The sequence below is a fragment of the Luteibacter rhizovicinus genome, assembly GCF_004342265.1.
In the GTDB taxonomy this organism is placed as follows: Bacteria; Pseudomonadota; Gammaproteobacteria; order Xanthomonadales; family Rhodanobacteraceae; genus Luteibacter; species Luteibacter rhizovicinus_B.
The window spans coordinates 162,100-174,667 of record NZ_SMCS01000004.1 but is presented as its reverse complement, the minus strand read 5'-3'; the positions used below and the strand labels follow the sequence as shown (position 1 = coordinate 174,667).

The 12,568-nt window shown below is 63.3% G+C and carries 11 protein-coding genes and 1 tRNA gene; 8 read left to right on the top strand and 4 right to left on the bottom strand.

Going from position 1 to position 12,568, the window contains the following annotated elements; genetic code table 11:
- Positions 1–19: 19 nt before the first annotated feature.
- The 8 genes from EC912_RS11585 to EC912_RS11550 all read left to right on the top strand — a co-directional run bounded on the left by EC912_RS11585 (position 20) and on the right by EC912_RS11550 (position 9,250).
- Entirely contained in the window at positions 20–730 is a 711-nt protein-coding gene (locus tag EC912_RS11585; RefSeq protein WP_132144669.1) for a TVP38/TMEM64 family protein, read from the top strand.
- A 145-nt stretch (positions 731–875) separates the two neighbouring features.
- On the top strand, positions 876–2,792 hold the full coding sequence (locus tag EC912_RS11580; protein ID WP_132144140.1) for an ATP-binding response regulator: 1,917 nt from the start codon (positions 876–878) through the stop codon (positions 2,790–2,792).
- Between the two features lie 178 nt (positions 2,793–2,970).
- The gene (locus tag EC912_RS11575; protein WP_132144138.1) at positions 2,971–3,660 is read left to right on the top strand and encodes a response regulator; all 690 of its coding nucleotides are present in this window, start codon (positions 2,971–2,973) and stop codon (positions 3,658–3,660) included.
- Positions 3,661–3,728: 68 nt separating this feature from the next.
- The gene (gene phnD, locus EC912_RS11570; RefSeq protein ID WP_132144136.1) at positions 3,729–4,769 is read left to right on the top strand and encodes a phosphate/phosphite/phosphonate ABC transporter substrate-binding protein; all 1,041 of its coding nucleotides are present in this window, start codon (positions 3,729–3,731) and stop codon (positions 4,767–4,769) included.
- Between the two features lie 119 nt (positions 4,770–4,888).
- Positions 4,889–6,277 (top strand): sensor histidine kinase, encoded by a 1,389-nt coding sequence (locus EC912_RS11565; RefSeq protein WP_132144134.1) that lies wholly within the window; start codon positions 4,889–4,891, stop codon positions 6,275–6,277.
- A gap of 98 nt (positions 6,278–6,375) precedes the next feature.
- The gene (locus tag EC912_RS11560) at positions 6,376–7,326 is read left to right on the top strand and encodes a VTT domain-containing protein (protein ID WP_132144132.1); all 951 of its coding nucleotides are present in this window, start codon (positions 6,376–6,378) and stop codon (positions 7,324–7,326) included.
- Between the two features lie 58 nt (positions 7,327–7,384).
- Positions 7,385–7,460 (top strand) — tRNA-Lys (locus EC912_RS11555).
- A gap of 335 nt (positions 7,461–7,795) precedes the next feature.
- Positions 7,796–9,250: an alpha-L-fucosidase gene (locus EC912_RS11550; protein WP_132144130.1), complete on the top strand. Its 1,455-nt coding sequence runs from the start codon at positions 7,796–7,798 to the stop codon at positions 9,248–9,250.
- 394 nt (positions 9,251–9,644) lie between these two features.
- On the opposite strand, the gene queC is transcribed toward EC912_RS11550, so the two are convergent.
- Genes queC through pal form a run of 4 tightly spaced genes read right to left on the bottom strand, consistent with a single transcriptional unit; the run spans position 9,645 to position 12,427 of the window.
- On the bottom strand, positions 9,645–10,328 hold the full coding sequence (gene queC / locus EC912_RS11545; RefSeq protein WP_132144128.1) for a 7-cyano-7-deazaguanine synthase QueC: 684 nt from the start codon (positions 10,326–10,328) through the stop codon (positions 9,645–9,647).
- 59 nt (positions 10,329–10,387) lie between these two features.
- Positions 10,388–11,080: a 7-carboxy-7-deazaguanine synthase QueE gene (gene queE, locus EC912_RS11540; protein ID WP_132144126.1), complete on the bottom strand. Its 693-nt coding sequence runs from the start codon at positions 11,078–11,080 to the stop codon at positions 10,388–10,390.
- Positions 11,081–11,083: 3 nt separating this feature from the next.
- Positions 11,084–11,911, bottom strand: a complete 828-nt coding sequence (ybgF, locus tag EC912_RS11535) for a tol-pal system protein YbgF (RefSeq protein ID WP_207906827.1) — start codon at positions 11,909–11,911, stop codon at positions 11,084–11,086.
- Between the two features lie 3 nt (positions 11,912–11,914).
- Entirely contained in the window at positions 11,915–12,427 is a 513-nt protein-coding gene (gene pal, locus EC912_RS11530; protein WP_132144124.1) for a peptidoglycan-associated lipoprotein Pal, read from the bottom strand.
- Positions 12,428–12,568: the final 141 nt, after the last annotated feature.

Below are 12,568 nucleotides of genomic sequence, written 5' to 3'. Positions count from 1 at the left end.
CCGAACACCGGTGGCTACGCTGAGCCGCTGGCGCGCCGCGCTTCCGCTGATTCTGCTGGTGCTGGCCGGCATCGTGTTGCTGTATTCCGGTGCGCTGGATCGCTTCCACCCGACACACCTGCTTGCCAGGGAAACGGATCTGCGCGCCTCGGTCGCCAGTCACCCGTGGCTATCGGGGCTTACGTATATCGGCTTGCTGACGCTTGCCGTATCGACGGGCATCCCCGGCACGGTCGTCATCATTTTCGCCGGCGGTCTCGTGTTCGGCGTCACGACGGGGACCATGCTTTCCTCGATAGCGTTGACGCTGGGCTCGCTGCTTCTTTACCTCGCCAGCCGCTATGCCTTCGGCGCGGGTGGCAAATCCCCACCCGCGCTGGTCGAACGGCTAAGACACGGTTTCTCGGCCCATCCGGTCAGCTATACGCTGGCACTGCGTTTCATCCCGATCATGCCGTTCGGCGCGATGACGATGGCGCTGGCGTGGCTACGCTGTCCGCTCTGGCTGTTCCTTGGCGCTACCTGGCTTGGCGGTACCGTCTCTCTGATCTTCGAAACGTCGGTGGGCGCCGGCCTGGGCGACGCACTGGGCGCGGGCCAGACCTTCGGCCCCGCCCTTCTTCTCGAACCTCGCCTGCTGCTGCCGCTTTGCGCACTGGCTTTGCTGGCGCTGCTGCCGTTGGGCGTGAATGCCTTGCGCGAACGGCGGGCGCGGCGCAATCGGTCCTGACCGGCAAGTTATCCATCGATGAACGGTGAAGGCAACCGGCCCCGCCTCGTCGTCAGTCTCCCCATCCCCCAACCCAGGCATCCGCCATCCGATCTGCGGTAGGCTGTGCGCTTGGCGCCCCCGGACGGGGCCGCCGGGGGGTTCCATGCGCGAGTCATCGGGTTCGTGGCTGGAGAAAGTGTGGCGTCGTACGTCGCTGGTCCAGCGGCTGACCTTTGTCGCGCTCGTTCCGACAGCCACCAGCGCCATTCTGCTATTTGCCCTTCTGACCCGGCACCAGATGGACACCCTGCGCGACATGGGTCGCTCCACCGCGGACGCTATCGCGCAACAGGCGGCATCGGTGGCCGGAGATGCGCTTCGCGAAGGTCAGCGCCGGGAACTGGGCCGCATCGCGCAATCGATGATCCAGCTACCCCAAGTCGCACGCGTACGCATCGCCGACCGCGATGGCGAAATCCTTGCCGACCGTCGCAACGGCAGCGTCGACGACAGCGATGCCCTGACCGTGTCGCGAGAGGTCATCGACAATGCAACGCGGCAATCGATCGGTTCGGTCACCGTCGACGTCAGCGTGACCGAAGCGGTAACGGCGCAACGATCCAGCCTGCGCAGCGCGTTGATATGGCTGGTACTCAGCCTGATCATGGCGGTCATCATGGGTTGGTCGACCGCGCGCTGGATGAGCGCGCCGTTGCGACGACTCGCCATCGCCGTGCGTCAGCTCGGCCTTGGCGACCGTACGGTAGTCGTACCCGTAACGGACGACACCGAGATAGGCGATCTGCAACGCGGCTTCAATGGCGCGGCGTCGAAACTGCTGGACGCGCAGATCGGCATGGAGCGGGAAATCGCCGCAGCCACGGAAGAACTCGCACGCAAGAACGCCGCACTGGAAGCGGCGAGCGTCGCCAAAGCGCGATTCCTCGCGGCGGCTTCGCACGACCTGCGCCAGCCGCTATACGCACTGACGCTGTTTTCGTCGGGACTGGCCGTGGACGAATACGATCCGGGAAGACTGGATCGCATCGCCCATATCCAGGAGTGCGTGGATGCGCTCGATCATCTTTTCAGCGAGCTGCTCGATCTTTCTCGCCTGGAAAGCGGCGCCATGTCGGCGGTGCTCCGGCCGTTCCCTCTGGACGACATTTTCGAGGAAGTCAGCGTCAACTTCCGCATGGTGGCCGAGCAGCACGATCTTCGCCTGGTCGTACGCCCGACGAATCTATGGGTGCGCAGCGACCGCACCATGCTTGCACGCATCCTCAACAACCTGGTGAGCAATGCGCTGCGCTATACGCAATGCGGCGGCGTTCTCGTGGCTGCGCGGCAGCGACGCGGGCAGCTGATCCGCCTCGACGTATGGGATACCGGCAGCGGCATACCCGAGGAACACCATGAGCATATTTTCGACGAGTTTTTCCGTATAGAAGGCCATCCGGATTCGGGGCGGCACGATGGACCGCGTCGTGGCCTTGGTCTGGGCCTGTCGACGGTGCAGCGTCTTGCGCGTCTTCTCGGCACGCACGCGACCGTAAGGTCCAAGCTCGGCACGGGCAGTGTTTTCAGCGTCATGCTTCCGGAAGTCGCTCCGGCGATGGACACGATACCGGTTCCGCAAAACGCCATGCCGGCCCACGATGTCGCGGGCATGCGCGTCCTCATCATCGACGACGAACCGAGCATCCTCTCCGGCATCAGCTATCTCCTGGGTAGCTGGGGCTGCGAAGTCGCAACGGCCGAGGATGCGCAGGAGGCGATGGAAGCGGTCCAGATGTGGCAGCACGCACCCGACCTTGTCATTTCGGACCTGCGCCTTCGCGAAGGCAGCGGACTCGACGTGCTGGCTCTTCTGGACCGGTATTTCCGACGCCGGCCAGGGGATCCTCCCCCCTTCGCACGCGTTCTCATTACGGGCGAAACGCGCAGCGAACACCTGCGCGATGTCGATCAGGAAACCACCCCCGTGCTCTATAAGCCCGTTTCGCCCGAACGCCTGCGGGAAGTATTGATCTCGACCGCCGCGAAACACGCCACGACATTGAACCAGCAAAGCACATAGCAGTTGCTTTTGTTGCCATGCCGCATCCATAGGCACTAATCATGCTCATAGTTATGTTTGTCGTAACGCATCTCCGACGAAAAATACACACGTTTGGATTGCATATGTTGCAGCGCGTTCCCGGCAGGGCTATCGTCGGCGTTGGGGCAGGCTTTCAGCCGGCAGAGAAGTACGAACCATGCTGATCCTAATCGCGGATGACCATCGGCTGATTGTCGAGGGGGTCAAGCTTAAGCTTGCCGAACTGGGTCCCGACACCCAATTTGTCGTCGCGTCGAATGCCGATGAAATACGCGCCGCAAGCGCCCAGACACCGTCTCCCGATCTGGCCCTGGTCGATATGGCCATGCCCGGTGCCCACGGCACCGACCATCTCGAGGCACTCCATACCGCTCTGCCATCGCTGCCCATCATTGTCCTGTCCGGCTCCGAAGACCCGGCAGTCATCCGCGATGTCCTGCATATCGGCATACGCGGCTACATCCCCAAGTCCTACTCCCCAGACGTCATGCTGAGCGCGATTCGCCTGGTACTTTCCGGTGGCGTTTACGTACCCCAGATGGCCCTGGCGGAAATCGATGCGGCTGGCGACGGCACGGCCTATCCCGGCAAGGGCGGCACCGGCAGGGCTCCCCTCCACCACCAACTGGCACTCCTGCTGACCGATCGCCAGATGGAAGTCCTTTTCCTTCTTAAGAAAGGCAGTCCGAACAAAGTCATAGCCCGTGACCTGAAAATCAGCGAGGGTACGGTGAAGATCCACCTGGCCGCCATTTTCCGCGCGCTCAGCGTCCGCAATCGCACCGAGGCCGTCTCGGTAGCCGCCAAACTGGACCTCTCCGCCCCAAGCCAGCAAGTTTCGTCGTAAGCTGCTGCGGGACAGGGCACTGCGCCGCGAGCGATCGCAGCGCGCAAGATGGTTCTCGGGGCAGGCATATGCTGGAACGTCATCGAATATCGCGGTGGATACGCGCACGCCATCGCTGGCACGTTCTTTTACTGATCCTGGTCTTTGCGTGCACCCCTGCCCTGGCGCAGAAATCCAGAAACATCGACGAGGATCCCGGAGCGCCGCTCACCTTCGGCATCCTGCCCATCGGCGGACCCGCCGAATCGCTGGAAGCGTGGCAGCCGATGCTCGACGACCTGCGCAAAGCGCTGGATCGTCCCGTTCGAAGCATCTCCGTCACGACGTACGAAGGCATCGCGCAGGCCATCAGCGAACAGCGCGTCGATATCGCCTTCCTGTCCGGGCGACTGGCACTGGATGCCGTGACCCGGCACAACATGCAGGTCATCGCGCACCTCACGCGCGGCGACGGATCCAAGGGTTACAACGCGTTGCTCATCGTCGCCACCGATTCCAAGCTGCGCACGCTCGATCAGCTTTTCTCGCGCCAGGGCCGCTGGCGTTACGCGCGCGGCGAAGCCTTGTCGGTATCGGGCTATCTCGTTCCGGAAACCCAGTTGTTCGCCGCGCGCGGCCTCGATTCGGATACGTTCTTCTCTAACGTTCACGTCGACAACCATCAGAACAACGCGCTTGCGGTGGCGAACGGCGAAGTGGACGTGGCGACGAACAACACCGCCGACCTCGAGCGCTTCGCCCAACACTTCCCCGACCAGTACGCACGCCTTCGCGTGCTCTGGCGCTCGTCGCTGATTCCCCATGCGGTCATCGTGGTACGAACCGATCTGCCGCTGTCGCTGCGCGAACGCATCGCGACCTTTCTCGTGAACTACGGCAAGGGAAAGGACAGCGTACGCGAAGAAGCCAATCTCCAGCATATCCACGACATCAGCGGTTTCGCGCCCGCGAGCAACAACGACCTGGCACCCTTTGCCGACATCGAATACACGCTGGAGCGACGCCGCGCGACGACCGCTCAATGGGTCAGCGAGGCGGCCCGCGAAGCTCGCCTCAAGAAGATCGAAGACGATCATCGCGCGCTGGTCGGACAGTTGCGCGCGCATTGACCCACGACCCTAGGTCGAATGGGCTAGGCCTGCTGGCTACATCGCTTTGAGTATCGCGCTGCCGTCGCGCGCCCACTAGAGTCGGGTCATCGCCAAAGCTCCGTCCAAGGCTCACCGCCATGACAGCGTCGCTCCAACCGGCTCGCCGTCCCGTGCGGCTTCGCAGCAGATTGCTGCTGAGCGGCCTGCTGCCCATGACGCTGGTCGCCCTGACCATGGTGGTTGCGTTCACCGCGACCTACATGAGTTCGCTGACCACCGAGGCGCAAGCGCTTGCCACCGCACAGGCTTTTCGCATCGGCGAAAGCATGGTGGATGCAGGCAACGACGAACACCTTCGGCGCGCGCTTCAACTGGCGTTGACTGCCAACCCTCCCACGACCCTGGTCAGTCTGCGCAGGGACAACGGCAGGCAGATCGTCATCGACAACGGTGCCCCTCTCGCCAAAGCCGCCACCTACCGTGTCACCGTCGCAACGCCCTATGGCGAACTGACCGCGATCTCGGATGCGCGTCCGTCGAACGACCGGCGCACCTCCGCCCTATGGTTCGGAACCTTCATGACCCTGGGCATACTTGCCATTTTCGCGCTGGCGACTTGTGCGCATGCATCGCTGATCGTACGTCCGCTCGATACCGTACGCGATCGTTTCATGCGCGTGCTGCGTGGACGGCCATTCATCGAACCCGTCCAGACCGGCGTCGTCGAATTCGATGCACTCGACGAATGCATCGACAAAGTAGCCGAACTGCGCGCGCATCACGAAGATCGCATGGCCGAAGCGCTGCGCCTCCGGCTTCGCGACATTGCACGGCAAACACGGTTCGTCGCACGCTTCGGCGACCACTTCCGCCAGCCGCTACAGGCCATGGGCCTGTTCGTGGCGGGCATGCAGCCGGGCAAGGATCTGCATCAACGCGCGGCGCTGGCGCAGATCGGTTCGAATCTGGTCCGCATGACCGAGTTGCTCGATGCATTGATGGAAATGGCGAGATTCGATGCCGGTATCGTCGAACCTCTGCCCGTCGATCTGATCGCATCCGACCTGTTCGTGCGTGAGCGCGACACCTGCGCGGCCGAAGCGCATCGGCTGCATGTCGACCTGCGCTGGCGCGGTGGACGCCTCCCGCTACATAGCGACGGAGCACTGCTCGGCGAACTCCTGCATCGTCTGGTGGCGAACGCCATGGCGAGCGCGCCCCACGGCCGGGTACTCGTGGCCGCGCGTCGTCGCGGTCGCGGCGTCCGGATCGAAGTCCGCGACAACGGCGTCGGCATCGATTTCGAACAGCAGGAACGCATCTTCGAGGAATTCGTCCGGCTTCCTGGCCACGTGGATTACGGGCTGGGGCTGACCATCGCCCGACGCATTGCCGATGTGCTTGGCGGGCAGATCGGCGTGCGTTCGCGACCCGGCGCTGGCAGTACGTTCTGGGTGGAAGTCGATGGCGTCGACCGCCGGGGCGACTGGAACGCCGAGTCCACGTCGCTGCGCCGTGCCAGTTGACCGTCGCCCATTGAGACTGCGTCCCCGCGCCGCCATGTGTCGCGTGTAACCCATCCGGCGTATCGTTCCGCGATGGGATACTGGAGACCCGCGGGACAATGATACTTTCGAGCAACGACTGGGCAGGGGCTGCGCCTATAGCGGCCTTTGTAAGCGTGTTCGCGGCGGCGATCGGATTGCCCGTGCCCGCCATGCCCGCGCTTATCGTCGTCGGAAGCACTCTCGTCGCCCTGCACAATCCGCCACTCGTCCTGGCGACCTTTGTCGGCGCCCTCGCCGGCGCCTTTGCCGGCGACGCCGTATGGTTCATGACCGGCCGTCGCTACGGCTATCGCGTACTTGATCGTCTGTGCAAGATCTCGCTGTCGCCGGATACCTGCGTGCGTCGTGCGGGCGGCTTCTTCGAGAAACGCGGCGTGAAGCTATTGCTCATTTCGCGTTTCGTACCCGGCCTGTCGCTGGTCGCCATTCCCATCGCCGGGGCGGCCGACACGCGCTTCTCGCGATTTACCCTCTTCGATCTGATCGGCGCGGGATTGTGGATCTCCGTCGGCCTGACCGTCGGCATGGTTTTCTACCGGCAGATCGATGCCGTACTCGCGCTGCTGCGCCAGTTCGGCATGGGCATGGTCGCCGTGGCCATCGCCGGGCTCATCCTGTGGATCGCCTTCCGTTGGGCGCGTCGCACATTGCTGATCATGCAGCTGAAGAAAAACCGCATCACGGTCGACGAACTCTCCATCCTGCTGGCCAACGACCCGGGTGCGCTCATCGTCGACGTCCGCGCCGCAAGCGTCCGCAAGGACGATCCCTACATCATTCCCGGCTCGCGGCTGTTCGACCTGAGCACCGCCGAGGATGAGCTGGCCGCGCTCCCCAGACACATGCCCCTGGTCATCTATTGCTCGTGTCCCAACGAGGTCACGGCAGCGAAGGTGGCCCAGCGGCTGACCCGGCTGGGCTTCGCCAACGTGCGCCCCCTGACGGGCGGCATCGGCGCCTGGCGCCAGGCCGGCCGCGACGTCGAGGCCATCGTCGCCACGCTCTGAACCGCATGAGGTTGTGCGACTCCGCGCCTCCCACTAAACTAGCGGGCTGTTCGCGTAAGGGTCGTTAGCTCAGTTGGTAGAGCAGCGGACTTTTAATCCGTAGGTCGCCGGTTCGAATCCGGCACGACCCACCATTACGCCCTGATACCTGCCGCTCGTTCACGCAGCGACCGAAAAGCGCACGGCGCTTACCTTCTTCCGTTCATACCGGGTCACGGCCTCTCACCGGGGAGCCCGCCCGCTCGTCCGCCTTTCCGCGCCCCTCTCCTGCGCGATGACTTTCGCAACGACGACGCAATCGAACCCATACCGATCACTCGCTCCTCGAACACCCGGTCCGCGGCAACTTAGATCGATTGAATCGGCGCAAATTTGAGCGCATGCTCGGCGAATTCGCGACACCCCGCGCCGCCTTTGCAAGGCACGCGCATCCCTTGCAGGTTACTCAGGTAAAGGAGATCCATCGCGCATGAATCGTCGTGAATTCTCGAAGGCGCTGGCATTCGCCGGCGGCATCGCCGCAACCGTCCCCCTCGTCGCAAAACCATTCGCTCCTTACACCGCAAGCGGCACCGCGGTAGAAGGAGGCGATCGCCTTCTTCGCGCACAGCAGGCTTTCCTCGACCTGCGCTTCGGTATGTTCATCCATCTCAACATGGCGACGTTCGAGGAGCGCGAATGGGGCGACCCCACGCTGTCGCCGCACCTGTTCAATCCCGCTCATCTCGATACCGACCAGTGGGCACGCGCCGCGCGTTCGGCGAACATGGGTTACGGCTGCCTCTCGACCAAACATCACGACGGCTTCTGCCTGTGGCCCACGAAGACCGGCAGCGCCAACGTCATGGATTCGTCGTACCGGCACGACATCGTGCGTGCTTACGTCGACTCCTTCCGCGCGCAGGGCCTTAAGCCGTGCCTGTATTTCTCGATGCTCGACCTGCGCGCCGACATTCGCGCGCGCACCGTAACCCCCGCGAAAATTGCCCTGATCGAAGCGCAGCTCACCGAGCTATTGACCCAATACGGCCCCATTACAGCGATGATCTTCGATGGCTGGAACGCGTCGTGGTCTCGCATCGGTTACGACCAGCTGCCCTACCGTCGCATCTACGATCTGGTAAAACGCCTGCAACCCGACTGTCTGGTCACGGATCACAACGCAGGCAGCTATCCGGGGCCCGCGCTTTACTACACGGACATCAAGCAATACGAGCAGCACGCCGGCCAGAAAATTCCGGCAGACAGCGACGTTCCTTCGCAGTCGGGCACGACGCTGCAAAGCGACTGGTTCTGGAAAACGGCTTATCCGAATCAGGAACTGCGCGCCGCCCGCCAGATCGTCGACGAATGGCTGGTTCCCTTCAATCGCAATCACTGCAACCTGATCCTCAATGTCGCGCCAAATCGCGACGGACAATTCGATCCGAACGCCATCGAACGGCTCGCGGAAATCGGCAAGCTCTGGAAGAACGAAGGCCCCGCACCGACCATCCACGCGTCGACGATCGTCACGACTCCCAATCTCGCCGCAGGCAAACCCGCCTACGCCAGCAGCAGCGCCGATGCCACCGGACCGGACCTGGCATTCGACGATCGCTTCGGTACATTCTGGGTCGCCGACGAAGGGAAGACGACCGCGTGGCTCGAAGTGCGCCTCGGCAAGCCAACAGCGTTCAATACACTGTCGATCGTGGAATCGAAAAGCCTCGAGGACTACGGCACCGCGAGTCGCATCGCATCCTATCGCGCGGAATACCAGCGCAATGGGCAATGGAAGGAACTCGTATCGGGTGAACATCCCGCGCCCTTCCAGTTCCATACATTCGGGCGCGTGGAAGCGGAGAGCGTGCGCATACAGCTAACCTCCACGGGAAAGCCGCCCGGGCTGGCGGAGCTGGGGCTCTACGACGAGCCGGCCTAAACCGCAGCAAATCGCACCGCTCCCTCTCACCGTCGTCCCTGCGCAGGAGCGACGGTGAGGGGTGAGATGGACAAGGGATTGTCAGTGGTGCGCTTTGCTCGTCACACCTATTGCCTCGCCGCTCGGTGGAACCAGCCGGCCCCCTCGCCGGGCCCGGTAGGAGGGCGAGGGTGGACTGGTGGAAAAGGCCCCGCAGGGGGAAGGGGCAGGACGCCCCTTCCTCGGTGCGCGGGCAGGAAGCCCGCTCACCGAGCCCCGTCAGTCCACCCGCGTCGCGCAGCGACCGCCCGACGTGGGCCCGGCGAGGGGGTCGGCTGGTTCCATACGACGACGCCCCGAATGACGACGCTCTTCCAGCGAATAACTGGTCAAATATGCCGAAAAGCGCACCCGCTTAGACGTAATGCGTAGGATCGACAACGCCAGCCTCATGAAACCCCTGCGCCCGCAGACGACACGCATCGCAATGCCCGCAAGCACGCCCCTGCGCGTCGGCGTTATAGCAACTGACGGTAGCGGCGAAATCGACGCCCAGACGCTCGCCTTCGCGCACGATCTGCGCCTTGCCCATATTCATCAGCGGGGCATGCACGACGATACCCGCACCTTCGACACCCGCTTTGGTAGCGACGTTGGCCAGCGTCTGGAACGATTCGATAAACGCGGGACGGCAATCGGGATAGCCCGAGTAATCCACCGCGTTGACTCCGCAGAAAATATCCGACGAGCCCAATACCTCGGCCCACCCAAGCGCGATCGAAAGCATGATCGTATTCCGCGCCGGCACGTAGGTAACGGGAATGCCTTCACCGCCCTCCTCCGGCACATCGATATCGGCCGTCAACGCCGAGCCGCCGATGCTGCGCAGGTCGACATGCACTGTCTTGTGCACCACGGCGCCAAGCATCTTCGCCACACGCTCCGACGCTTCGAGTTCCGAGCTGTGCCGCTGTCCGTACGCCACGCTCAGTGCATAAACCTCGAACCCCTGTTCGCGAGCCATCGCGATCGTGACGGCGGAATCCATGCCTCCAGAGACGAGGATGACGGCTTTACGAGACGGGCTGGATGCGTTCATGGCGATTACCACCGGGTTTACGGGAAAGGAAAAGAACCAGGCCCTCAGGCCCGGATGGATCAATGTCCGGCGGCGTCGTTCCACAGCAGCTTATGCAGCTGCATCTGGAAGCGGACAGGGAGGCGCTCGGCGAGAATCCATTCGGCCAGTTCGCGCGGCTCGACCTTACCGTGCACGGGCGAGAACAAAACCATGCAGCGCGACACCAGCCGGTGTTCGGCAAACGCATCGCGCGACCACTCGAAGTCGGCGCGGCTCGCGATCACGAACTTCACCTGGTCGTGCGGAAGAAGATGGTCGAGGTTCGACCAGAGATTGCGCGCGCTCTCGCCCGAGTCGGGCGGCTTCAGATCCATGACCTTGCGAACACGCGGATCGACCGCGGCCACGTCCAGCGCGCCGGACGTTTCCAGCGATACCTCGTAACCGGCATCGCAAAGCTTACGTAGAAGGATCAGGCAGCGCTTCTGTGCCAGCGGCTCACCGCCCGTCACGCATACATGGCGTGCGCCATGACTGGCGACCTCGGCGAGGATGGCATCGATATCGTGCCACTGCCCGCCATGGAACGAGTACTCGGTATCGCACCAGACGCAGCGCAACGGGCAGCCGGTAAGGCGCACGAATACCGTCGGCCAGCCGATGGCATCGGCCTCACCCTGAATCGAGTGGAATATCTCGGTGATGCGCAACCGTTCCGCGACAGGCGCGGCCGGCGCTGCATCCGCCGGAATGACGGTGCTGCCGCTCATGACTTAGTTTGCCGGTGGACGCTGCATCCGACGCAGACGTTCCTGGGCGAGGCTGGCAGCCTTCGAGCCGGGGTATTTCGAGACGACCGACTTCAGCGTCGCCGTGGCGGCATCGTTCTGCTTGAGCTGTGCCTGGCAGTAGCCGACCTTGAGCAGGCCGTCGGAGACCTTTTCGCTCTGCGGATACAGCTTGACCAGACGCTGGAACGCCTCGAGCGCGACCGGATAATTCATGGTCGCGTAGTACGACTCGCCCAGCCAGTAATAGGCATTGGGCGCGAGGGGACTGTCGGGATACTGCTGAAGGAAATCGCGGAAGCCACGCGAAGCGGCAACGAAATCGCCGCCACGCAGCGATTTGAAAGCGGCGTCGTAAGCAGCCTGTTCGCCTGCCGAGGCGGTAGCGGCCGGAGCGTTCGCGGCGGGCGCGGCTGTTGCCGGCTTGCCCTGCGGAGGTGTCGCCGCCGGCGCGACGGGTGCCTGTGCCGCCGGTGCGGGCGCGCCTTGGGCGCCGCCCTTTTCAAGACCGCCGATACGCGAATCGAGATCCGAGTACTGGGCCTTGCTGGAATCCTGGAGTTGCTGGTTCTGGTGCTGGAGTTCTTCGATCTGACCCTGCAGCTGCTGAACTTGCTGCTGGAGATCGTTGACCTGGTTCACCAGTGTGGTCGTGCCCTGGTCGCGCTGCGACTGCTGCTCGAGGCGCGACACGCGGTCGGCGAGGCTCAAGCGGGAGTCCTGTGCATGGACCGGCAGACCGAAGAGCGTGGCAGTCGCTAATGCGACCGCCACGCCAAGCCTGGCCGTGAAGCTGTTAGCCAGTTTCTTCATTACTTACTTCGCGGTGTACACGATCTCGACGCGCCGATTCTTGCTCCAGCAATCATCGTTGTGCTCGCGGCAGGTCGGCTTTTCTTTGCCGTAGCTGACAACATTCAGCTGACCAGCCGAACCGCCAGCAGCCTGAAGGGCGCTGGAGACGGCATTGCCACGACGCTCGCCGAGGCCGAGGTTGTATTCACGCGTGCCACGCTCGTCGGTGTTGCCTTCGAGGGAGATGGCCGACGACGGACGGTCCTGCAGGTACTTCGCGTGGCACGCGACGATCTGCTGGAATTCCGGCTTAACCTCGTTCTTGTCGAAATCGAAGTACACGACGCGCTGACGGAGGCAGGCATCGGTGTCGAGATCGGACGGCTGATACTTGCCGTTGGTGTTGTTGCCCGAGTTGTCGACCGTCTGCTGGACGGGCGGCTGGACGGGCTGCTTGACTTCCTGCTTCTTATGGCAGGCGACCGCGCCCACGCACAGCAGGGCGGCCAGGGTGACGCGAACGGTCTTATTCATGGGACGTTCCTTCAACAGTTGAGTTCCGACAGTCGATTACGGTTACGGGACAGGCACCGCCGGTTGTCCGGCTGTTTTTTTTACTTACATCCGCGTCGACGGAGCACTGTCCCGTACCCCTGCCAACGCACCGGCAACCGC